Annotated in this window: 17 protein-coding genes and 1 riboswitch; of the genes, 8 read left to right on the plus strand and 9 right to left on the minus strand. The window is 65.4% G+C overall.

Annotated elements, in window-relative coordinates:
- Positions 1-2: 2 nt before the first annotated feature.
- The 4 genes from I6L39_RS02080 to I6L39_RS02095 all read right to left on the minus strand — a co-directional run bounded on the left by I6L39_RS02080 (position 3) and on the right by I6L39_RS02095 (position 10029).
- Complete coding sequence (locus I6L39_RS02080; RefSeq protein ID WP_216990894.1) at positions 3-2600, minus strand: glycosyl hydrolase family 18 protein; 2598 nt, start codon at positions 2598-2600, stop codon at positions 3-5.
- A gap of 111 nt (positions 2601-2711) precedes the next feature.
- Positions 2712-2798, minus strand: a riboswitch (cyclic di-GMP riboswitch).
- A gap of 203 nt (positions 2799-3001) precedes the next feature.
- On the minus strand, positions 3002-6463 hold the full coding sequence (locus tag I6L39_RS02085; protein ID WP_216990895.1) for a PAS domain-containing hybrid sensor histidine kinase/response regulator: 3462 nt from the start codon (positions 6461-6463) through the stop codon (positions 3002-3004).
- A 63-nt stretch (positions 6464-6526) separates the two neighbouring features.
- Positions 6527-7669 (minus strand): 3-phenylpropionate MFS transporter, encoded by a 1143-nt coding sequence (locus I6L39_RS02090; protein ID WP_042074985.1) that lies wholly within the window; start codon positions 7667-7669, stop codon positions 6527-6529.
- A gap of 266 nt (positions 7670-7935) precedes the next feature.
- Positions 7936-10029: a TonB-dependent hemoglobin/transferrin/lactoferrin family receptor gene (locus tag I6L39_RS02095; RefSeq protein ID WP_216990896.1), complete on the minus strand. Its 2094-nt coding sequence runs from the start codon at positions 10027-10029 to the stop codon at positions 7936-7938.
- 188 nt (positions 10030-10217) lie between these two features.
- Between I6L39_RS02095 and I6L39_RS02100 the strand changes: the two genes are divergently transcribed.
- Genes I6L39_RS02100 through I6L39_RS02110 form a run of 3 tightly spaced genes read left to right on the plus strand, consistent with a single transcriptional unit; the run spans position 10218 to position 12199 of the window.
- Positions 10218-11183, plus strand: a complete 966-nt coding sequence (locus I6L39_RS02100) for a ChaN family lipoprotein (protein WP_216990897.1) — start codon at positions 10218-10220, stop codon at positions 11181-11183.
- A gap of 20 nt (positions 11184-11203) precedes the next feature.
- The gene (locus tag I6L39_RS02105) at positions 11204-11755 is read left to right on the plus strand and encodes a cysteine hydrolase family protein (protein ID WP_216990898.1); all 552 of its coding nucleotides are present in this window, start codon (positions 11204-11206) and stop codon (positions 11753-11755) included.
- A gap of 39 nt (positions 11756-11794) precedes the next feature.
- Positions 11795-12199, plus strand: a complete 405-nt coding sequence (locus I6L39_RS02110) for a hypothetical protein (RefSeq protein WP_202211639.1) — start codon at positions 11795-11797, stop codon at positions 12197-12199.
- Positions 12200-12265: 66 nt separating this feature from the next.
- Here I6L39_RS02110 and hutZ read toward each other — a convergent pair whose 3' ends face one another.
- Positions 12266-12838: a heme utilization protein HutZ gene (hutZ, locus tag I6L39_RS02115; protein ID WP_216990899.1), complete on the minus strand. Its 573-nt coding sequence runs from the start codon at positions 12836-12838 to the stop codon at positions 12266-12268.
- Positions 12835-13347: a heme utilization cystosolic carrier protein HutX gene (gene hutX / locus I6L39_RS02120; RefSeq protein ID WP_042074993.1), complete on the minus strand. Its 513-nt coding sequence runs from the start codon at positions 13345-13347 to the stop codon at positions 12835-12837. The genes hutZ and hutX overlap by 4 nt, the downstream gene beginning before the upstream one ends.
- A gap of 163 nt (positions 13348-13510) precedes the next feature.
- Between hutX and I6L39_RS02125 the strand changes: the two genes are divergently transcribed.
- Genes I6L39_RS02125 through I6L39_RS02135 form a run of 3 tightly spaced genes read left to right on the plus strand, consistent with a single transcriptional unit; the run spans position 13511 to position 16188 of the window.
- Positions 13511-14356: a hemin ABC transporter substrate-binding protein gene (locus I6L39_RS02125; protein WP_209794649.1), complete on the plus strand. Its 846-nt coding sequence runs from the start codon at positions 13511-13513 to the stop codon at positions 14354-14356.
- Positions 14353-15384: an iron ABC transporter permease gene (locus I6L39_RS02130; protein WP_216990900.1), complete on the plus strand. Its 1032-nt coding sequence runs from the start codon at positions 14353-14355 to the stop codon at positions 15382-15384. Before I6L39_RS02125 ends, I6L39_RS02130 begins: the two co-directional genes overlap by 4 nt.
- A gap of 15 nt (positions 15385-15399) precedes the next feature.
- Entirely contained in the window at positions 15400-16188 is a 789-nt protein-coding gene (locus I6L39_RS02135) for a heme ABC transporter ATP-binding protein (protein ID WP_216990901.1), read from the plus strand.
- Between the two features lie 213 nt (positions 16189-16401).
- On the opposite strand, the gene I6L39_RS02140 is transcribed toward I6L39_RS02135, so the two are convergent.
- Positions 16402-17010 carry a YitT family protein gene (locus tag I6L39_RS02140; RefSeq protein WP_216990902.1) on the minus strand — a complete coding sequence of 203 codons (609 nt, stop codon included), beginning with the start codon at positions 17008-17010 and terminating at the stop codon, positions 16402-16404.
- Between the two features lie 307 nt (positions 17011-17317).
- Between I6L39_RS02140 and I6L39_RS02145 the strand changes: the two genes are divergently transcribed.
- Together I6L39_RS02145 and I6L39_RS02150 are read left to right on the plus strand one after the other, a co-directional pair.
- A complete protein-coding gene (locus tag I6L39_RS02145; protein WP_216990903.1) occupies positions 17318-18679 on the plus strand; it encodes a UDP-glucose/GDP-mannose dehydrogenase family protein in 1362 nt (453 codons plus the stop codon).
- The gene (locus tag I6L39_RS02150) at positions 18676-19674 is read left to right on the plus strand and encodes an NAD-dependent epimerase (RefSeq protein ID WP_103858415.1); all 999 of its coding nucleotides are present in this window, start codon (positions 18676-18678) and stop codon (positions 19672-19674) included. Before I6L39_RS02145 ends, I6L39_RS02150 begins: the two co-directional genes overlap by 4 nt.
- An 80-nt stretch (positions 19675-19754) precedes the next feature.
- Here the strand turns inward: I6L39_RS02150 and I6L39_RS02155 are convergent, their stop codons facing one another.
- On the minus strand, positions 19755-21443 hold the full coding sequence (locus I6L39_RS02155) for a glycosyltransferase family 39 protein (RefSeq protein WP_254203718.1): 1689 nt from the start codon (positions 21441-21443) through the stop codon (positions 19755-19757).
- Complete coding sequence (locus tag I6L39_RS02160) at positions 21433-21798, minus strand: lipid-A-disaccharide synthase N-terminal domain-containing protein (protein ID WP_042075006.1); 366 nt, start codon at positions 21796-21798, stop codon at positions 21433-21435. Before I6L39_RS02160 ends, I6L39_RS02155 begins: the two co-directional genes overlap by 11 nt.
- Between the last annotated feature and the right edge of the window lie 82 nt (positions 21799-21880).

Raw genomic sequence — 21880 nt, forward strand, 5'->3', positions numbered from 1 at the left:
AATCAGTTACAGCTGGCTGCCCCCTTGTCGACCCAGACCGCGGCCTTGCCGGGCTCGTCGCCCTTGGTCCAGTACTGGGCCTGCCACTTGCGGCCATTGTGGTTGGTGAAATCACCGCCGTTGTAGGCAACCCCTGCATCCCATCCAAGCTGTACCTGGCTTATCAGCTTCCACTGATCGGCGGTGCGGCTCGGCTCGTTGCCCTGGGTCCAGTACTTGGCCTGCCACACCAGCTGGTTGTGGCTCACCTTGTTATCGGTGTTGTAGACGGTGCTGGCGTTCCAGGCCGGATGGGTGGCCGCATCCGGATCGGTCGCGTTGCAGCCGCCTCCGGTGCTGGCCGGCTTGACGGTCAGGCGGGTGGTGGCACTGGCATCCAGCGCCCCGTCGGTGACCACCAGGGTCAGGTCATAGGCGGTGTCGCTGGTGACGCTCGGGCCCGTGACCACCAGGGTCGCGCTGTTCTGACCGGTGGCGGTGAGACCCGCTGGCAGGCTCCACTGATAGCTCAGGGTGTCACCGTTGGGATCGGAGGCACTGGCCTGGATGCTCACCTGCTTGCCGGACTCGACGGTTGCGGTGGCCGGAACCGTCACCACGGGGGCCAGGTTCGGCTGCGGTGCCTTGTTGGTCACCACCACCTGATCCTTGGCGGTCAGGCCCTGATCGTCGGTCACGGTCAGCTCGAACACCAGGTTGATGTCGGCGCTGACGGCGTCCAGCACCACGCGGGCCCTGGCCTGGGTGGCATCGAGCAGGGTCGCCTGGGGCCCGGAGACCTGCTTCCAGCCGTAGGTCAGCACGCCGTTTTCCGGATCGTGGGAGGCGCTGCCGTTGAGGGTCACCTCGGCCGGGCCCGTGGCGTTCAGATCGCTGCCGGCATTGGCCACCGGCGGCTTGTTGACCGGCGGCAGGCTACCCTCGCCGTGGCCCATCCCCTCGTGCATGGCGTTGAGGATGTCGCCGTTGTCCGCGTCTATCTCCCAGGCGAACAGACCGCCGAGCTGGTTCGCCAGCACGTACTGCCCCTTGGCCTTGACCGAGCGATCGTTGTCGAAGCTGATGAGATCCCCAGTGCCGGCCTTGAAGACATAGGGGGCCTCGGCCGCCTCGTCATAACCCTGCACCCAGCCTGCGCCCATGCGGTTGTTGACGATGTCGCGGTAATCCACCACGCCATTTTCCCAGGTACCGGTCACAGGTCCGGTGGCGGTGCCGGTGAAGGGGTTGCCGGCCTGGTAGCCGCTCACCCCGGTCCAGCCGCGGCCGTACATGGCGGCGCCGACCACTATCTTGCCCGGCGCCACCCCCTGACCCAGCAGCGCCTTGACGCCCTTGTCTGTGGTGTACTTGGTGGCCGGATCCCAGCTGGAGGCAAAGAGGTTGGTCTGGTGGGCCAGATTCTTCAGGTCGAAGGCGCCGCTGAAGTCGTAGCTCATCAGGAAGATGTGGTCCATGTACTGCTGGGCCGCCTGATAATCCACCTTGGCAATCTTGTCGCCGCCGGCGCTGATGGCCGAGGTGAGCTCATACTGGCGACCGGTCTCGGCTTCCAGCTCGTCGAGCATGGCGCGCAGCTCCTGCATCAGCACCACATAGGTGGCGCCATCGTTCGGGCCGCCCAGGTTGGGGTTGGCCCCCTGGCCGCCCGGGAACTCCCAGTCGATGTCCACGCCGTCGAAGAACTTCCAGGTCTGCAGGAACTCCTTGACCGAGGCGACGAAGGTGTCGCGCTTGGTCTTGTCACCCAGGAAGTAGAAGGGATCGGAGAGGGTCCATCCCCCGACGGAGGGCAGAATTTTGAGGTCCGGACGGGCCTGCTTGAGCGCCATCAGATTGCCGAAGTTGCCCTTGTAGGGCTCATCCCAGGCGCTGAGGTTGCCCTGGGACATCTGGATCGCCGCCCAGGGATCGTGGATGGAGACCTTGAAGTCTTCGCGACCGGCGCAGGAGCGCTGCAGGGCCTCGAAGCTGCCGGAGATCTCTTTCAGGCTGTCGTTGATGCCGTTGCCGCCGCAGATGGGGGTGAAGCCGTAGAGGATGTGGGTCAGGTTCTGGGCCGGGATCTTGTCCACGGTGAACTTGCGACCATAGACACCCCACTCCACGTAGTAGGCCCCCACCACCTTGCCGGACTTGTTGGCGTAGGGCTTGTTGTTCTCCTGGAGGGGCGCATTGAGCGGGGCCAGGTGACTGCCGTCCGTGTCGGCCACCACCAGCTCCTTCTTGTCGGAGAGGGTGCAGCCATCGGCGTTGCACAGGGCCACCTGCATCTGGTAGCGCCCCCCCTTGGTGACCTTGAAGTTGGCGGTGCCTGCGGCGGACGCCGGGCCCGACCACACCTCATTGCCGTCGAGCAGCACCTTGGCGGTCTGGCCCACGTCGCCGGACCAGAGGTTCCAGGTCACGCTGACCGGGGCACCGTCCTTGTGAACGGTCACCAGCTGGTTGTAGGCCGAGGCGGACTGATTGACTTCGACGATGGCAAACTTGGTGGGGCCCGAGCCTATGGTGGGTTTGCCCGGGGCGGCGGCGAAGGCGGGAGCGGCACAGAGGCCCCCGACCAGGAGCGCCAGCAGGGAATGTTTTGGACTGAACATCATTGAATTTCCTTATTTCGTTATTGGAATGAACAACGAAAAAGGCAACGCAACCTGACAGGTAACGCAGACAACATCGCCACCATGGCTTGGCCCATGGACGATACAACCTGTGGTGGCCCCGCTATCCTAGGTTCGCTGACCCTTAGACCGGAAGCTTTGCGTCCCGGGCTTTCGCCCGGTTTGCCTTTTTTGCACAACTTGGTTTGCGATGAAAATAATCGCCAAATGACTATAAAGGAGAGACGCCTTCGCGCCACCTGACAGAAGTGACATCAACAGGGACTCATTTGTCCGACATGGTGGGGAAAAGGCCGGCAACATGGCGATAAAAACCCCATTCATGGCGCCGAAACGGCCTTTAAAAAATCACCACCCAATGCGCGATAATGTGAATGCCGTCACTGTACCGGCAGCAAGAGGCTGTTCATCAGGGCCCGCAGCTTGAGGGGTTTGACCGGTTTGCTCACATAACCGAAGCCGTGTTCGCGGATCTGCGCCTGCAGCTCGCTCTTGCGATCCGCGCTGATGATGATGCCGCCTATCTCGTTGCCATATGCCAGCCGGATCATATGCAGCGCCTGCAACCCCGTCTTGCCGTCGTCCAGGTGATAGTCAGACAGCACCAGGGCGGGCAGGAAGCCGTCGCCGATGATCTCCTCTGCCTGGGCCAGGCTCTGGGCACAGCGCACCTCGCAGCCCCAGCGCCCCAGCAGGGACGCCATGGCGATGAGGATGTCCTCCTCGTTGTCGATGCAGAGGATCCTCACCCCCTCCAGCTGGCTGTCCCGCTGGGCGGGGGTCGTCACCTGGCTCGGCGTCACCGGCCGGGTCGCGAGGTTCAGGGTGATGGCAAAGACGGATCCCGCTCCGGGCCAGCTGCGCAGGGAGAGCTGGTGACCCAGGACCTGGGAGATGCCGCGGGCGATGGCGAGTCCGAGGCCGAGCCCCTGCTCCCTGGCGGTGCGGGAGTGGTCGAGGCGGGAGAACTCGTCGAAGATCGCCTCCTGCTTGCCCTCCGGGATGCCGGGGCCGTTGTCCCACACCTCGATGCGCACCTTGTCCCCCATGCGGCGACAGCCGAGCAGCACCCGGCCCCCCGGGTTGTAGCGAAACGCGTTGGTGAGGAAGTTCTGCAGCACCCGGCGCAGCAGGCGCACGTCGCTGTAGACGGCGAGGCTGCTCTCCACCACGGAGAACTGAATCCCCCCGGCCTGGGCAAGCACCCCGAACTCCGCCTTGAGGTTGCCCAGCACGTCGCTCAGGGCGAAGTCGAGCTTCTTGGCCTTGAACTTGCCCGCCTCGAGGCGCGAGATGTCCAGCAGATCCGTGATGAGATCCTCGGTCGCCCCCAGGGCGTCGTCGATGTGACGGGCGATGCGGGCCGGTTCGTCCTCCGGGGGCAGCATCTCCAGCAGGGAGGAGGTGAAGAGCTTGGCCGCGTTGAGAGGCTGGGTCAGGTCGTGGCTCACCGCCGCGAGGAAACGGCTCTTCGACTGGTTGGCCCGCTCCACCTGCTGGTTTACCAGCAGCAGTTGGCGGTTGAGCTCGGAGAGCTCGTGGGTACGCTCGGCCACCCGCGCCTCCAGGTGCTCGTTGGCCTCGCGCAGTACCCGCTCCGCCGCCCGGAACGGGGTGATGTCGGTGAAGGTCATGACGAAGCCCCCCGCCGGCATGGGGTTGCCCTGCATCTCGATCACCCGGCCGTCCGGGCGCTCCCGGGCCGAGATGTGGGGGCTGCCGCGCTTCATGAAGGCGACCCGACGCGCCACCTGGGCCTCCACGTCCCCCGCGCCGCACAGCCCCTGCCCGGCGTTGTAGCGGATGATCTCCTCGATGGGGCGCCCCACCTGGATGAGGCCGGGGGGATAGGAGAACAGCTCTATGTAGCGCCGGTTCCAGGCCACCAGCCTGAGCTCCCTGTCCACCACCGAGATCCCCTGCCCCATGTGCTCGATGGCCCCCTGCAGCAGGCCGCGGTTGAAGCGGAACACGTCCGAGGCCTCGTCCACTATGGTGGCGATCTCCTCGAGCTGCATGTTGCGCCCTTGCAGGGCCGAGGCCAGCACCAGACGGGCGGACGAGGTGCCGAACACCCCGGCCAACAGCCGCTCGGTGTGGGCGATGAGATCCGCGGAGGCCTGCATCTGGGGCGCCAGGGTGCCGCCGTGCTCGCCGGCGAAGCGGCCGAAGGCGCGCTTGACCCGGCTCGACCCGACGAAGCGGGCCGCCAGCATCTCCAGCTCCTTGACCGAGACCCGCGCCTGGTAGAGCGCCGTGGTGTCCCGGCTCGGCTTGCCGACGAAGTTCGCCGCCTGCAGCCGCTCGCTCACCGCCGCCCGGGAGAGCAGGGAGCCCGCCACATAGCCGACCAGGTTGAGCAAGAGGCTCAGGAAGAGGCACCAGGCCCCCAGGCTCAGCTCCCGGAACGCGGGCCAGTCGGGAGGCGCCAGCAGGGCCTCCAGGGGCGAGCCCGCCAGCAGGCCGCTCTCCGCCAGCAGGGTGAGGAACCAGAGGCTGACCCCCAGCGCCAGGCCGAGGTAGACCCCCTTGCGGTTGCCATGGCGCCAGTAGAGGCCGAGCAGCAGGGCCGGCGCGAACTGGGCCACGGCGCCGAACGACAGGTAGCCGATGCGCGACAGACTGGTGAGATCCCCGAGCCAGAGGTAGAGCGCCCAGGCCGCCAGCAGGATGAGCAGGATGGCGCCCCGGCGCACCTGCAGCAGCAGCCGCATCAGGCGCTCGTCCCGCCCCTGCTGCCAGACGCGGCGCAGCAGCACCGGCAGCACCAGATCGTTGCTCACCATGATGGCCAGGGCGATGGTGCAGACGATCACCATGCCGGTGGCCGCCGAGGTGCCGCCGAGGAAGGCCAGCATGGCCATGCCGTCGAATCCGAGGGACATGGGGAGGCTGATCACATAGGTGTCGGAGGCCATGTCGGCCCCCACCCACTGCTTGCCCGCGAGCGCCAGCGGCCAGATGAAGAGCCCCATCAGGAAGAGGTAGAGGGGGAAGATCCAGCGCGCCCAGTGCAGATCCTGCCCCTGGTTGTTCTCCACCACAGTCACGTGGAACTGGCGCGGCAGACAGATGACGGCGCACATGGCGATCAGGGTGTAGATGGCGAGCTCCAGCACACTGCCCGGCGTCACCGCCACCACCGCCTCAAGGAAGTCGCTGGCCACCAGGGTGCGGGCCTCGCTCGGCCTGGCGACGATGAGCCAGAGCGCGAAGCCCCCCACCGCCATGAAGGCAAGCAGCTTGACCACGGACTCGAAGGCGATGGCCACCACCATGCCCCTGTGGTGTTCGGTGGCGTCCAGGTTGCGGGTGCCGAACAGGATGCTGAACAGGGCCAGCAGCAGGGTGACGCCTAGCGCCAGCTCGGCCATGTTGCTGGTGGGGCTGGCCCCCGCGCTGTTGGCCATCAGCAGGTCCAGCCCGGTGACGATCGCCTTGAGCTGCAGCACCAGGTAGGGAAGTATCCCCATGACGGCGATGAGGCTGATCACCATGGCCAGGCGCTGGGACTTGCCGTAACGGGCGGCGATGAAGTCGGCAATGGAGGTGATGTGCTCGCGCTTGGCCACCAGGATGAGGCGGGCCAGCAGGCGCCAGCCGAACAGGAACACCAGCATGGGGCCCAGGTAGATGGGCACCGGCGACCAGGGGGACTCGCTGGCCTGGCCCACGGTGCCGAAGAAGGTCCAGGAGGTGCAGTAGACCGCCAGCGACAGGCTGTAGAGCAGGGGCTGCCCCTTGGGGCGGCGGCGCTTGTTCTTGTCCGCCACGTAGGCGATGAGGAACAGCAAGCCCAGATAGGCGAGCGACAACCCGATCAGCAGCCATCCTTGGTGCATCTCTCTACTTCCCTTGTCCAGATAAGTCAGGAGCCTGCCGGGCCAGAGACCGGCAGGCCGGTGTCATCGGCCCGGTTCGGGCCTCTCCTCGCGCAGCCGCAGCACGAAGACCGGCAGCACCACCAGCACCATGATGAAGAAGATGCCGCCGCCCAGGGGCTCGAACAGCAGGCCGCAGACCGTCATCAGGGCGGCCACCGTCATGCCGAGCCCCAGGGCCGCATAGAGCGCCTGGGTGGGGATCTGCTGCTCCGCGGGCAGTTGCCGGGTCATGAAGCGGATGGCGCCGAGGTGGCTGATGCAGAAGGTGACCCCGTGCAGCAGCTGGCCCAGCACCAGCACCCAAAGCTCGGTAGAGCTGCCGAGCAGCACCCAGCGCACCACGCAGCCAAGGGCCCCAATCAGAAACAGGGTCTGGGCGCCGAAGCGCTGGAGGAAGCGCTTGTCCGCGGCGAACATGGCGATCTCCGCCACCACCCCCAGGGCCCACAGATAGCCGATCAGGGTGCCGCCGTAGCCCTCGGCCTTCCAGTAGATGGCGCTGAAGCCGTAGTAGGCCGCGTGGCTCCCCTGCAGCAGGGCGGTGATCAGCAGAAAGCGCCGCACCGACGCGGACTTGAGCGTCTCCTTCAGGGAGGCCTTGGCCCGCTCCCCTTGCAGCTCCCGGGGGGCGGGTCGCAGCGGCAGCAGGCTGAGCCCCAGCATGATCAGCAGCCCGGCCACCATGGTGTGCAGCACCCAGTCGCTGCCGAAGTTGCCCACCAGGGCCCCTACCAGGGTCGAGGCAACGATAAAGGCGAAGGAGCCGCACAACCGCACCTTGCCGTAATCGAGGTGGGTCTGCACCACCATGCGGGTGGCAAGTGCCTCCCCCATGGGCATCAGGGTCGGGTAGATGAAGTTCGCCGCCAGGGTCAGCGCCACCAGCCACCAGAGGCTGTGGTCGAGATAGAAGCCCAGAAACGCCAGCAGGCTCAGCAGGCAGAGCAGCCGGGTGACGGGCAGCAACTGGCCCGCCCCCTTGACCCGTCCCATCACCATCAGGTTGCCGGCAAAGCGGATGGCCATGCCGATCCCCAGCAGCAGGCCTATCTGTTCGGCGCTCACTCCTATGCCTTCCAGCCAGAGGGACCAGAACGGCAGGTAGGCGCCATAGACGAAGTAGAAGGCGCCAAAGAACAGGGCTAACCAGGAGAAGGCGGGCATAGGGGCTCGGCTGCGGGACAAGGGGCACAAATGATAACCGATTTCGGGGCGGGGATCCCCAGGCATCACCCAGGGTAAAAACCAGAAATATCAATAAAGTTGAACCTTTGTCACATCCCCCTGTCTATCTGGATAACACCGCTTCCTGATGAGTGTTGCAATCCTTCCACCCGCCCCTGGCGGGTTTCTTTTTGGGGTCGGTTTGGGCCGCCAGAAACAGAGAAGGGGCCCCGGGGCCCCTTCATCATCATTTTCATTGGCAAATATCAGAACACGTATTTTACCCTTGCACTCAGGTTGCGACCCGGCTCGGTCTGGCCGCTGGTGTCCGCGCTGGCGGCAAGGCCGGTGATGCTCTCGTAGCTCACGTACTCCTTGTCAAACAGGTTGAAGACCCCGACGTTGAGCTGCAGATCCTGCATCGGCTTGAACTGGGCGTAGAGATCCACCACACCCCAGCCGGCACTCTTGATGTTGTCGTTGCCGCGGGAATCCTTGCCCACCTTGTCCATGTCGTCGGCGAAGCGCAGGGCGGTGTTGATATTCCAGTTCGGCTGCTCCAGACGCACCCCGACACTGCCGTTGAGGGGGCTCAGGCTGTTGATGTAGTTGCCCTCGCCATCCTTGCCCTCGATGTAGGCCAGGTTGCCCCAGACGTTGACCAGATCGCTGAGCCAGTAGTCCGCCTTGACCTCGGCCCCCTTGGTGGTCGCCTTGTCCAGGTTCTGGTACTGATAGAGGGCGGTACGGCCTTCGGTGCCCACGGCCGTCAGCTCGATGAAGTCGTCGAACTTGTTGTAGAAGGTGGCCACCTCATAGCTGAAGCCGCCGCGGCTGCCACGCACGCCGAGATCGATGCCGTCGCTGCTCTCTGGCTTGAGGTTAGGGTTCGGCTCGATGCGATAACCGTACGCCTGGTGGTTCAGGGTGGAGAAGGCGTTGTCATACATGGGCGCCTTGAAGCCGTGGCTGTACTGGGCGAACAGATTCGCTGCCTCGTGAGCCTTGAACACCAGCCCCAGCTTGGGGGAGAACTCCCCTTCGGAGATCTTCTGCATGTTCTCGCCGGTGTAGGCGGGATCCTCGTCCGGGGTCATCTTGTAGTAGTCGTAACGGGCGCCCGGGGTCAGCACCCAGCGCTCGCCGAACTTGATCTCGTCGAAGGCCCAGAGCGCGCTGCGCTCGCTGGTGGTGGACGGGAAGCTCAGCTCGCTGTAACCGACGAAATCGCCCGGTACGGTCGGCGCCTTGAAGCGGGTACGCTCGTTGTCGGTGTGCTCATACTCCAGGCCCCAGGCCAGACGCTGATTGACGAGCGCCTTGCTGAACTTCACCTGGGCCCCCAGGCTCTCCTGCTCGAAACCGTTGTGATCCAGGGAGTTCTTGGTCACATAGGGGTTGCTCGGCATGACCGGATACTTGGAGGAGGCGTACTGATCCAGGGTCTGCTTGGCGCGGCTGTAGTAAATCTTGCTGTCCACCCGATCCGCCCAGGGGGCGTTCAGGGCGAGGCCGTGATCCAGCACCAGGGAGAGGTTGTCGGTCTCCTTGTCGGTGATCGGCTGGTTGAAGACGGAACCCGCCTTGGTCAGGTCGACCGCGTGCGGATCCTGCCCCTCGGTGAAGTAGTCGACCGTCAGCTTCAGGAACTGATCGTCGCTGAGATTCCACTTGCTCTTGAACAGCACCGCCTGGCTGACGATGTCGAACTCCTCCTTGTCGCCGTCATGGTTCTGGGTGACCCCGCCGTCGCGCCAGGTGTAGCGCAGCAGGTTTTCGAACTCCCCGGTGCGCAGCGCCCCCGTGATGCCCCCCATCTTCTGGTGGCTGCTGGAGGCATAGCCCGTGGTCGCGTCCAGGTAGCTGTCGCGGCCCTTCAGGAAGTCGCCGGCATCCTTGGTGGTGATGGCGATGACGCCCCCCAGGGCATCGGAGCCGTAGGCGGCGGACGCCGGCCCCTTGGCCACCTCCACCTGCTTGATCATGTCGGTGTCGAAGTAGGTCTGACCCACACCGCCGTTCTTGTAGGCGTCGTTCTGGCGCACGCCGTCCTGCACCACCTTGACCCGGTTCTCGCTCATGCCGCGGATGGTGAAGGTCTGGGCATCCCCAGCCCCCCCCTGCACGCTCACGCCGGGCTCGTAGCGGAACAGGTCGGCCACGTTGCTGACCACCTGCTCTTCTATCTGCTCCGAGGTGATGACGGCGATGGGGCCGGAGACGTCTTCCAGCTTCTGCTCCATGCGGGAGCCGCTGACCACCATGACTTCATCCGTTTTCTTGTCTGCGGCGAAAGCGGGGGAAACCAGCCCTGCCGCCACGGCGAAGGCAATCAGTGAGGGGGGGTTGTTGTGCGCCACTGCAAAGTCCTTGTTGAGAATCATTATCAAGCGGAAGGCATCTTACCCCGACAGGCACAAAGATCAACAATAAAGTGAATCATTCTCATTTTCTTTTAGATCTATTCCCCTTTACACTGGCGCCACTTTTTTTCCGCCCGCCATGCTGCCATCGTATGGTGCAGTGCCCTTGCCATTTGTGAGATGCCATGACTCGACGACTCCCCCTGCTCGCCCTGCCCCTGCTGCTGGCCGCCTGTGCCACCCCGCCGCAGAGCCAGCCTCCCCAGACCCTCTATCACTACCAGCTTGGCAAGGGGACGGACGACAGCCCCCTCAGCCTCGCCCAGGCGGTGGAAAAGGTCAGGGATTCCGACATAGTGCTGGTGGGCGAGCTGCACAGCCATCCGGCCGTGCACCTGATGCAGGCCAACCTGCTGGCGGAACTGGCCGGCATGTCGCGCGTCGATGGCCGGGCCCTGGTGCTCTCCATGGAGCAGTTCAGCCGCGCCGATCAGCCGGTGCTGGATGCCTACCTGGCCGGGCGCATCGGCGAGGCGGCGCTGATCCGGGACGGCCACGCCTGGCCCAATTACCCGAGCGACTACCGCCCCCTGGTGGAATTCGCGAAGGCGCAACACCTGCCGGTGATCGCCGCCAACGCCCCCAAGCCGCTGGTGAGCTGTGTCGGCCAGGAGGGTCCCGAGTGGCTCGACACGCTGCCCGCCAACCGCCGCAGCCAGCTGGCCCGAACCCTTACGCTCGCCGATGACGGCTACCGGCAGAAATTCATGGCCTCCATGCACCACGGGGATGCGGACGGCAATGCCCGCCGCTTCGCCGCCCAGACCAGTTGGGACGACACCATGGCCGAGAGCATGGTGGACTATCTGGCCAAGCATCCCGGCCGGCGCATCATGCACATCGCCGGCAACTTCCACGTGGAGGGGGGGCTTGGCATCGCGAGCCGCATCGCGAGCCGCAACCCGGCGCTCAAGGTGGCGCTGATCGTGCCGCAAACGGATGACAAGGCGGCCCCGGGGCGGGATGCCGACGTCAGGGTGCGCATAGCCCCCCTGCCGGAACGCTGGCTAAATGCAGAGGAAATGAAGCAAGATATGGGCGCACTGCATCAATCCCGAAGCCGTGACTGCAGCCAGTGGCTGCAACCCTGAAAATAGCCCAAGGATTTCATATGGATGTGTTACTCGTCATCGACATGCAACAGGGGTTGTTTGATAACCCCCGTCATCAGGACGCCCGGGTCATCGCCAACGTCAATCGCCTGGCTGACGGCGTGCGGGCCCGACACGGGCGTGTCATCTATGTGCAACACGACGAACCGGGTTCCGAACTGGAACCTGGCAGTGCTGGCTGGCAACTGCACGCCGATCTGACACCGACTCCCCATGACAGCCGGGTACGCAAGACCGCCTGCGACAGCTTCCTCGATACCGAGCTCGGCTTCCTGCTGGCGGAACAGCCGGTGGACAGGCTGCTCATCTGCGGCTGCGCCACCGACTTTTGCGTCGACACCACATTGCGCAGTGCCGCTGCCCAGGGGTTTGACGTCTTTGCGGTGACCGACGCCCACACCACGGCAGACAGGCCTCACCTGAGCGCCGAGCAGATCATCGAGCACCACCACTTCATGTGGCGGCACCTCAGCCTGCCACAGGGCAGAAGCGTGACCCTGCTCACCACGGATGAACTGCTCGCTCCCGCTCAGCCCGCGCTGGCGTGCTAAGCTGCCCGCCTTTCCGTGATCACCTGCTTGGAGTCTTGTGTGCGTCTATTCTCTGTCGTTGCCCTCGTGCTGTCGTTACCGGCGATCACCGCCTGCTCCGGTCTGCCGGGGACGGCGCAGGGCGGTCGGGCCCCCCTGTTTCACACCCATATCAACGAAGAGGGGAGCAAGCGCTTCACCTTCGAGGCTGCTCCACTCGACGTCCTGCCGAGTCGGTTGCAGGAGGATGACAGCCGGCTGAGCCGCAACAGCAAGAGCCTGCTGGAGCGCCGCGAGGCGCTACAGGACGAGCAGCTGACCGAGACGCTGGCGGCGCGCAACTATTGCCGCACCGGCTACATCGTCCTCAGCCAGACCTCCTGGAAGATCCGGGGGGAGTGCAACGAGACCGCCACCCAGGCCGATCGCGACGCCTTCCCCAACAAGGCGTCCTGGCAGGAGTGACCCGGGTCATCCGGACAACAAAACGGGCAGCCCAGGCTGCCCGTTTTTCATCTCATGTCCCGCTCGTCAGACAGGTGCATCCGTCTCGCTGGTCAACTCGGCACCGTTGTTCATGCGCTTGTTGTCGATAGGACGGTGCCCTTCCACCAGGTGAACGAAATCCACCAGCTCGTCGCCGGAGACCCGGAACGCCTGGCCGAAACCCTTGACGAACAGTCCCTGCTCGGGCTTGAGGCGAAACAGCACGAAGTCCTTGAGGTTGGAGAGCCCCTTGACGATGTCGCCGAAGCGCCCTTCCAGCGCCGTAATGGCCTTCTCCCAGCGCACGTCGTCGCGGGCCACTACCTCGGCCACGGCGTCAAAGGTGAGGCGCTTGCGGGCGAACAGTTCGCGGGCGCCGGTCTCGTCCTCGATCAGCATCAGCGACACCTTGGGCACCTGTTGCAGGTTGCGGGCATGGCGGGCTATCTCGGAGATCAGCACATAGTAGCCATCCTCCTGCAGCACGAAGGGGGCATAGCTGGCATTGGGATTGCCCTCACTGTCCACGGTGGCGAGCTGCAGGGTGCGGCAACCGTCACGAAATTCGCGGATCTCCGGTTGCAGGCGGTTCTGCAGGCGCTCCTGACGTTCACTCATGCTTTCACTTCCTCTTGATACTGGTGGCGCAGTGCCTTGAAACGCTCCACCTGGTCAGGCAGCAGCCGACGCTGCTCGTCCCGCCCCAGGTAGATCTTGAAAATGCAGCGACCGCTGTGGCCGAAGAACTGGAAGGAGTGCCCCTCCTTGCCCATGAACAGCTTGCTGACCAGGGCAATGCCGACCACGTTGTCGAGCTTGAGGTGGCCGTGCAGCTCGCCGTCCCTCCCCATCAGGTTGTAGTAGCCACGGGCCGTCTTGCCCTTGGGGAAGGGGGCTTTCACCTCGAAAATGGAGCCGTCTGACTCGACGATGGTGGTCATCGGCCCCCAGCCGGCCAGCTCCGCCAGCAGGGCTTCGGCCTGCTCGGCGGGCACCAGGGTAACCAGCTCGGTCGGCAGGTGGCGCACCACCTCCCATTCGCTGACGGCCAGCTGGGTGGCGATGATGGAAGGATGGGCGCTGGGATCCTGCTCCAGCAGCGCGTGAATGCGTTGTGCAATGCTCATCGGTTCTCCCCTGGATGATCTGGCGATGGTGCTCGGTATCGCGGCGGATACTGTAATAAAGCAGCCCACCCAATGCAATTGATAATCGATTTCATTATCAGTGCATTTTTCTTCTGCGCTTGATATTCTCGGCGGCAATCCCACTCACCCTTCGGAGGTTCCCATGGGCCGTCGTTTTGCCCTCGCATTCAGCCTGCTCGGCTGTGCCCTTTCCCTCTCTTCCCCATCCGTCATGGCAGGGGAGCGTATCGTCAGCATAGGCCCTGCCACTACTGAACTCATCCTGGCGCTGGGGGGCGAGCAGAGCCTAGTCGCCACCGATGTCAGCAGTCCGGAGCCCAGGGGCGTGCCAAAAGTCGGCTATCACCGCGCCCTCGCCGCCGAAGGGATCCTGAGCCTGGCTCCGACCCTGGTGGTCGGCAGCGACGAGATGGGTCCGAGCAGCACGCTTGATCAATTGCGCCGGGCCGGCGTCGAGGTGAAGGTCATGGCCACGGCCCCGACCCTGGCCAACCTCAACGAGCGGATCGACACCCTGGCAGGCTTGCTGGGCAATCAAGCCGCCGGCACCCGACTGAAGGCGGAGATCGCCGCCCAGAGCGACAAGCTGGCGGCCCAGGCGAAGCAGAACAAGCCCCTCAAGGTCGCCTTCCTGCTGCTGCACAAGGGCCAACCCACCAGCATCGCCGGCGGCAATACCACCGCCAGCGCCCTGGTGACTCTGGCGGGCGGCGTCAACCCGGTCGTCCAATTGCACGACTACAAGCCCGTCTCCACCGAATCCCTTATCGAGCTGCAACCGGATCTGGTGCTGGTGAGCGGTCGCGACTGGCAGCAATTCCAGAATATCGACAGCGTGCTGGCCCAGGTGCCGGCCCTGGCCGCCACCCCGGCAGGCAAGAACAGGGCCATCCATGCCATCGACGGTCACGCCCTGCAAGGGGGGCTCAGCCTGAGATCCTTGCAGCAGGCCAACCAGATAGCCCAGTGGATCAAGCAGGGTTCATGATGCGTCTGCCGCTGCCCTGGCTGCTCGCGCTCACCGGCTGCACGCTTGCCCTGCTGCTGGTCGGCTCCCTCGCCACCGGTCCCATGTCGCTCTCCTTCGGCGAGAGCCTGCAGGCCCTGTTCGCCGGCAAACAGAGCGGGATTGAGGCACACAAGATGCTGATCGTGCAGGAGATCCGTCTGCCACGCACCCTGCTGTGCATCGCCGTGGGGGGCATTCTCGGCCTCTGCGGCGCCGTGATGCAGGGGCTGTTTCGCAATCCGCTGGCCGACCCCGGCATCATAGGGGTCTCCGGCGGCGCGGCGCTCGGCGCGGCGCTGGCCATTGTGCTGCTGGCCCCCCTCGGCCAACAGTGGCAGAGCCTGCTCGGCATCGGCCTGCTGCCCCTGCTCGCCTTCCTCGGCGGAGCGCTGACCACCACCCTGGTCTATCTGCTCGGCACCCGGGAGGGGGGCACCTCGGTCACCGTCATGCTGCTGGCCGGGGTCGCCATCACGGCGCTGTCCGGCGCCGTGCTCGGCCTGCTCACCTATCTCGCCGACGATCAGATGCTGCGCAACCTGAGTCTGTGGCAGATGGGGTCACTGGCGGCGGGCAAGCCGGTGGACGTGGCGCTGGCGCTGCTGACCCTGGCTGCCCTGCTCATTCTGTTCTTGCGCGATGCCAACCCCCTCAACGCCCTGCTGCTGGGTGAAGGGGAGGCGCGCCACCTCGGCATTCAGGTGCAGTCCCTCAAGCGGCGGCTGATCCTGCTCACCGCCGCCGGGGTCGGCGTGGCGGTGGCGGTGGCGGGCATGATCGGCTTCGTCGGCCTGGTGGTACCTCACCTGGTGCGGCTGCTGGCGGGGCCCAACCATGTCCGCCTGCTGCCGTTGTCGGCCCTGCTGGGGGCAGGCCTGCTGCTGGGGGCAGACATGCTGGCCCGCACCCTGCTGGCACCGGCCGAGATGCCGGTGGGCATCATCACCGCCCTGCTGGGGGTGCCCTTCTTCATCTGGCTCTTGGTCAAGAGCCGCCGGACGCTGTAACAGGAGAACGTCACCTTGCCCGGATCCCCCCCCCTGCTTGTCTGCCGGGAGCTCAGCCTCCGCCTGGGCAACCGCCTCATTCTGGACCGCCTGGATCTCGAGCTGCAGGCCGGCAGTCTGACCGCCCTGCTCGGCCCGAATGGCGCCGGAAAAAGCTCGCTGCTCAAATGCCTGACCGGCGAGCTGGCACATGAGGGAACCATCGCCCTGTTCGGCCAGAAACGCCAGGAGTGGGCCGGCAACGCGCTGGCCCACAGGCTCGGGGTGCTGCCGCAAAGCTCGTCCCTGAGTTTCCCCTTCCTGTGCGAGGAGGTGGTGGCCATGGGGCGACTGCCCCACAGCGAGCCCGCCAGCCGACGCGACGAGATTGTGCGTGCCGCCATGACCCACGCCGGGGTGGATCACCTGACGGGCCGCCTCTACCCCGGCCTCTCCGGCGGGGAGCGCCAGCGGGTGCAGTTCGCCCGGGTGCTGGCCCAGATCTGGCAGGCCCCGGACGAACCGCAGCAAGCGCGGCTGCTGCTGCTCGACGAACCCACCTCGGCCCTCGACCTCAAGTACCAGCACCAGCTGCTCACCATGGCCCGCGCCCTGGCCGGTCGCAACACCGCCGTGCTGGTGGTGCTGCACGACCTCAATCTGGCGGCCCGTTACGCCGATAGGCTGGTGATGCTGGAGCGCGGTCGCCTGATGGCGGACGGCCCCCCGGCCGAGGTGCTCACCCCGGCGCTCATCGCCCGGCTCTACGACTACCCGGCCCAGGTGATCCACCACCCCGAGACCGGACAACCCATGGTGGTGTGATGCCGTTCATCCACCATCCCGAGACGGGGCAGTCCGCCATGGCGGTGTGATGGCGGGCGCATCGCCCTCTCAGTCCACGACCATCCCGTACCAGCCATCCACCACCCCGAGACGGGACAACCCATGGTGGTGTGATTGGCCGGCATATTGGTGAGATTCAGAAACAAACAGAGCGCCCTCGGGCGCTCTGTTTGTTTTTGTCTGCGGGGTTGGTCAGGCGATCTGGTAGCGGCCCGGCTTGTGATTGAGTGTCAACACCAGGTTACAGATGATGGCGGCCACCACGGAGAGTGCCAGCAGCCAGGGGGAAACCACGAAGAAGGAGGCGACGACGATGACGCAATCCAGTCCCATCTGCAGCTTGCCTGCCCGGATGCCGAACCTGTCCTGGATGAAGAGCGCCAGGATATTGAAGCCACCCAGGCTCGCCTTGTGGCGAAACATGATGAGCAACCCCATGCCGATCAGGGTGCCGCCGATGAGCGCCGCGTAGACGGGCTCGATCTTGCCTATCTGCAGCACGGCGTTGAGGTGATCCGTCATGAAGGAGACGGTGGCCACGGCGGCAAAGGTATTGAGGGTGAAGCGCGGCCCCATCCTGAGCCAGGCCAGGGCGTAGAACGGCAGGTTCATGGCGAAGAACAGCAGGCCGAAGCTGATGCCGGTCACCTGCTGCAGCAGCAGCGCCAGCCCGGCGGTGCCGCCGGTGAGCAGGCCGACCTGGTGGAACAGGAAGATGCCGAGGGAGACGAAGCCTGCCGCGGTCAGCAGGGCGAGCACATCCTCATAGAGCGGGTGCGCAGAGCGGGGGGTGTTGTCCATAACCGGGTGTCCATGCGAAGTGAAAAGAGTGTCTGTCGCCAGCACTGGCGGTGGCGAGCCCCGTGGATCGGGACTTCGTTTATGACCACAGTGTCCGATTTCAGTGAGCCGGATCACAAGACGGTGGCGATACGCACCAAAATGGTGCTCGTCAGCCCTGCGTTACAACCCCTGCACCAAGATCAGCCACTCTCTCCCGCGCCACCCTGGCCCCAGGCTGAAAAACCGGACGGATCCCGCTGTTACCAACAATGAATCGTTCTAGAATGGGGCCTCGCAAATCTCTGCCCCCAAGGAGTCGCCGCAGATGAGAGTCGCCGTATTCGGAATAGGTTATGTGGGTCTGGTCCAGGCCGCCGTGCTGGCCGAGATGGGCCACCAGGTGACCTGTGTGGATGTGGATGCCGCCAAGGTCGGCCAGCTGAAAGAAGGCATCATCCCCATCTTCGAACCCGGCCTAGCCCCCATGGTGCAGGCCAACCACCAGGCCGGTCGCCTGCACTTCACCACGGACGTGGCCGAGGGGGTGGGCTTCGCCGAGCTCATCTTCATCGCGGTCGGCACCCCGCCGGATGAGGACGGCTCAGCCGATCTGCAGCACGTGCTGGCGGTGGCGGGCACCATAGGCCGCCTGATGGAAACGGGCAAGGTGGTGGTCAACAAGAGTACGGTACCAGTCGGCACCGCGACCAGGGTGCGTCGGCACATCGAGGCCATCCTGCACCAGCGCGGCGTCTCGCTGCCGCTCGAGGTGGTCTCCAACCCCGAGTTTCTCAAGGAGGGGGCCGCCGTCAGTGACTGCCTGCGACCGGATCGCATCATCATCGGCACCGGCTCGTCCCATGCCTTCGCCTTGCTGGAGGAGCTCTATGCCCCCTTCAACCGCCAGCACGATCGCATCATCCAGATGGATGAGCGCAGCGCCGAGCTGACCAAGTACGCCGCCAACGCCATGCTGGCCACCAAGATCTCCTTCATGAACGAGATGGCCAATCTGGCGGAGAAGCTGGGGGCCGATATCGAGGCGGTGCGCAAGGGCATAGGCGCCGATCCGCGCATCGGCTACCACTTCATCTATCCGGGCTGCGGCTACGGCGGATCCTGCTTCCCGAAGGACGTGAAGGCGCTGATCCACACCGCCAAGGAGGCGGGCTGCGAGGCGCCGCTGCTGCGCTCGGTGGAACAGGTCAACGACAGGCAGAAGCACAGGCTCGCCGAGCGGCTGCACCAGCACTTCGGCGCCGACTTGAGCGGCCGCACCTTCGCGCTCTGGGGGCTCGCCTTCAAGCCCAACACAGACGACATGCGGGAGGCCCCGAGCCGGGTGCTGATGGACGCCATCTGGGCCGCCGGCGGCAAGGTGCAGGCGTACGACCCCGAGGCCATGAAAGAGGCCCAGCACCTCTACGGCCTGCGGGACGACCTGACCCTGTGCGGCACCCAGGAGGCGGCCCTCAAGGGCGCCGATGCCCTGCTCATCTGCACCGAGTGGCAGCAGTTCCGCGCCCCCGACTTCGAGCTGATCCAGCGCACCCTGAAGCAAGCCGTCATCATCGATGGTCGCAACCTCTACGATCCGGCCCGCCTGCGCCAGCGCGGCTTCACCTATTACGCCATCGGCCGAGGCGACAGCCTGGAACAGGCGCACGGTCTGGGGCAGCCGCGATGAAGTATCTCGTCACCGGCGCCGCCGGTTTCATCGGCTTTCACCTGGCTGGACGGCTGTGCGCCGAGGGCCACGAGGTGGTCGGCATCGACAACCTCAACGACTACTACGAGGTGAGCCTGAAGGAGGCGCGCCTCGCGCGGCTCGGCCCCCTGCCCGGTTTTCGCTTCGAGCGCCTCGATCTCGCCGATCGCACCGCCATGGCCGAGCTGTTCGCCCGGGAGCAATTCGAGCGGGTGATCCACCTCGGCGCCCAGGCCGGGGTCCGCTACTCCCTGGACAACCCCTTCGCCTACGCCGACAGCAACCTCACCGGCACCCTGACCGTGCTGGAGGGGTGCCGCCATCACGGGGTACAGCACCTGGTCTACGCCTCGTCCAGCTCGGTCTATGGCCTCAACGAGCAGATGCCGTTCAAGACCTCGGACGGAGTGGATCACCCTGTCTCTCTCTACGCGGCGAGCAAGAAGGCGAACGAGCTGATGGCCCACTCCTACTCCCACCTCTACGGCCTACCCACCACGGGCCTGCGATTCTTCACCGTCTACGGTCCCTGGGGTCGCCCCGACATGGCGCTGTTCAAGTTCGTGCGCGCCATCCTCAAGGGCGAGCCCATCGACATCTACAACCAGGGCCAGCTCAGCCGGGATTTCACCCATGTGGACGACATCGTGGAGGGGATAGTGCGGGTCGCGGACAGGCCACCGGTCGGCGATGCCAACTGGCGGGGGCAGACGGATGCCAGCCCGGCCCCCTACCGCCTCTTCAACATCGGCAACGGCAGCCCGGTGCGGCTGCTGGACTTCGTGGAGGCCATAGAGACGGCGCTCGGCAAACGGGCGATCCGCAACATGCTGCCCATGCAGCCCGGCGACGTGCTCGCCACCTGGGCCGACACAGAGGCGCTGTTCGAGGCGACCGGCTATCGCCCCAAGGTAGGGTTGACCGAAGGGGTCGAGAGCTTTGTGAAGTGGTACAGGGAGTACTACAGGATCTGACCGTACAGGATCATCCAATAGAAAGGGGCTGCCAATGGCAGCCCCTCTGTTTATCCGGCTTACTCTCCTGCCGTCCGGGCTCAGGGCCCGGGGGCATAGCTGAAGGGTGCTATCTGTGGGCTGAGACCGCGACAGGCCGGCTTGAGGGCCTCAGGCCCGGCCAGCAGCCAGTCGGTGCGGTGGCGGTTGCCGAGGCTCTCCATGCGATCTGCGTCGAAGCAGACCGCCATCAGATCGGCTGCGCCCAGCACCCAACGACCGGGAGCGGCCGCAATCCAGGCCGCCGCCTCGCGCGCCTGCTCCCCATCCCCCATCAGATAAGGGTAATGTCGCAGGGGCCGTTGGCTGAACAGCAGGTGCTGCTCCTTGAAACCGGCCAGTAGCAGCTCGTTCCCCGCAGGCACCCGCTCCGCCGCCAGCGCCATCACCCCCTCCGGGGTGCGCATGTCGTTGAGCCTCACGCAGATCCAGCTGGAGTAGATGAACCACCCCACCGCCAGCGAACAGAGGAGGGCACTGAGCGGCGCCCGGCGCAGCAGCGCATTGACCAGCAGCAGCGCGCCCCCCATCGCCAGCAGGGGCAGCCAGGGGGCCGGGCCCAGATCCCCCAGTCTGCTCGCCAGCCTGGCGCTGAAGGCCAGCGCCCCCGCCCCGCCCACACAGATGATCCCCAGCAGCCAGCCAAGCCCCCCAAGCAGGCGTGCAGGCCAGACCCGCGCCAGCAGATCGTCAACGAAGGGAGCCGTCAGCAGGGCCAGCGCCGGCGTACCCGGCGTGACATAGACGCCGCGCTTGCCCGGCGAGGCCGAGAAGAAGAGGATCACCAGCACCAGGTAACCGAGCAGCAATATGATGCGCCTGTCCTGCCCCTGGATGGCCTTGCGCCAGGCCACCACCAGCCAGGGCAGCAGCAGGGAGAGCGGCAGCCAGAATGGCGGGATCACCGAGGTGAGGTAGTACCAGAAGGGTTTGACGTGGTGCCAGGCGTTGGCATAGCGGGTCACCGTCTGGCGCAGCAGTATGTTGTCCCGGTAGGCCTGCAGCACGGGATCCCCGCTCTGGGCCACGGCGAGCAACATGGGCACCAGCCAGAGAGCGATGGCCAGCACCATAAAGAGCGGCCCCGCCAGCCCCTTGAGCCAATCGCCCCTGGTGGCGGCGCGGATCTTCTCCCTGTGGGTCCAGACGGCCGGGATCAGGATCAGCAGGGCCAGCAGCCCCACCCCCTTGGTGATGATGCCGAGCCCGGCGGCGAACCAGCCGAGCCAGTACCAGCGCCAACCGCCACCACAGAGCAGGAAGCGGACGAAGCCATAGACCCCCAAGGTGATGAAGAAGGTGACCAGCGCATCGATCTGCGCCGTCTTGGCCTGCAGGGTGAACTGGACCGTAAAGAGCAGCAGCAGACCGGCCATGAAGCCGACCTGTGCGCTCCACAGCCGGCGCCCCAGATCCCACACCAGCGCGATGGTCAGCAGGCCCGCCAGCAGGGAGGGCAGCAGGAAGGCCACCTTGATGGAGCCGGTCAGCAGATACCCTATCGCTATCCCCCACATAAACAGGGGGGGCTTGTCCGGGTAGATCTCGCCGCCGCGCATGGGGAAGAGCCACTGGCCGCTCTCCACCATCTCCTTGGCGATCAGGGCGAAGCGCGGCTCGTCGGCGGGCCAGGGATCCCGCAGGCCGAGGCCCGCCCCCAGCACCACCAGGGCGATCAGCAGCAGCCAGCCCAGCGACTCCTGCCTGAGCAGATAACGATCATTTACCATGACGAACCTCATAGTCGTCGACGACCTTGTCCCGCTTCCACCCTCTGTGCTGGATGTCCAGATAGAGGCTGTAGAGGGCGGTAAAGGTGGGGAAGAGGTTCTGCAGCACGCCGACGGAGTCCTGCTTGGGGGAGAAGATGAAGTAGCTGAGCGTCATCAGGCTGCCGAGCACGCTCATGTACCAGAACAGGCGGGGAATGACGGGCCGGCCGGCCCGCTTCGAGGCCAGGAACTGCACCAGCCAGCGCCCGCCGAACATGAGCGCCCCCGTGTAGCCGATGAGCTTCCAGCCGGTGACATGCAGACCCGTCCAGTCAAACCAGGTCAGCTCCATGGAAAGCAGGGCATCGATCATCGCCGCCCTCCCCGGTTCAAACCGCCGACATGGGGGGCGACCTCATCCCGGTCCAGCCAGACCGATGACAACGAAAGCAGGG

The organism is Aeromonas sp. FDAARGOS 1409, from assembly GCF_019048705.1.
Classification (GTDB): domain Bacteria; phylum Pseudomonadota; class Gammaproteobacteria; order Enterobacterales; family Aeromonadaceae; genus Aeromonas; species Aeromonas sanarellii.

What these genes read in the sequence shown, in the direction of transcription:
- I6L39_RS02080 (WP_216990894.1), bottom strand. Translation starts at nt 2,600, where the DNA reads ATGTTCAGTCCAAAACATTCCCTGCTGGCGCTCCTGGTCGGGGGCCTC.
- I6L39_RS02085 (WP_216990895.1), bottom strand. Translation starts at nt 6,463, where the DNA reads ATGCACCAAGGATGGCTGCTGATCGGGTTGTCGCTCGCCTATCTGGGC.
- I6L39_RS02090 (WP_042074985.1), bottom strand. Translation starts at nt 7,669, where the DNA reads ATGCCCGCCTTCTCCTGGTTAGCCCTGTTCTTTGGCGCCTTCTACTTC.
- I6L39_RS02100 (WP_216990897.1), top strand. Translation starts at nt 10,218, where the DNA reads ATGACTCGACGACTCCCCCTGCTCGCCCTGCCCCTGCTGCTGGCCGCC.
- I6L39_RS02105 (WP_216990898.1), top strand. Translation starts at nt 11,204, where the DNA reads ATGGATGTGTTACTCGTCATCGACATGCAACAGGGGTTGTTTGATAAC.
- hutZ (WP_216990899.1), bottom strand. Translation starts at nt 12,838, where the DNA reads ATGAGTGAACGTCAGGAGCGCCTGCAGAACCGCCTGCAACCGGAGATC.
- hutX (WP_042074993.1), bottom strand. Translation starts at nt 13,347, where the DNA reads ATGAGCATTGCACAACGCATTCACGCGCTGCTGGAGCAGGATCCCAGC.
- I6L39_RS02125 (WP_209794649.1), top strand. Translation starts at nt 13,511, where the DNA reads ATGGGCCGTCGTTTTGCCCTCGCATTCAGCCTGCTCGGCTGTGCCCTT.
- I6L39_RS02130 (WP_216990900.1), top strand. Translation starts at nt 14,353, where the DNA reads ATGATGCGTCTGCCGCTGCCCTGGCTGCTCGCGCTCACCGGCTGCACG.
- I6L39_RS02140 (WP_216990902.1), bottom strand. Translation starts at nt 17,010, where the DNA reads ATGGACAACACCCCCCGCTCTGCGCACCCGCTCTATGAGGATGTGCTC.
- I6L39_RS02145 (WP_216990903.1), top strand. Translation starts at nt 17,318, where the DNA reads ATGAGAGTCGCCGTATTCGGAATAGGTTATGTGGGTCTGGTCCAGGCC.
- I6L39_RS02150 (WP_103858415.1), top strand. Translation starts at nt 18,676, where the DNA reads ATGAAGTATCTCGTCACCGGCGCCGCCGGTTTCATCGGCTTTCACCTG.
- I6L39_RS02155 (WP_254203718.1), bottom strand. Translation starts at nt 21,443, where the DNA reads ATGGTAAATGATCGTTATCTGCTCAGGCAGGAGTCGCTGGGCTGGCTG.
- I6L39_RS02160 (WP_042075006.1), bottom strand. Translation starts at nt 21,798, where the DNA reads ATGATCGATGCCCTGCTTTCCATGGAGCTGACCTGGTTTGACTGGACG.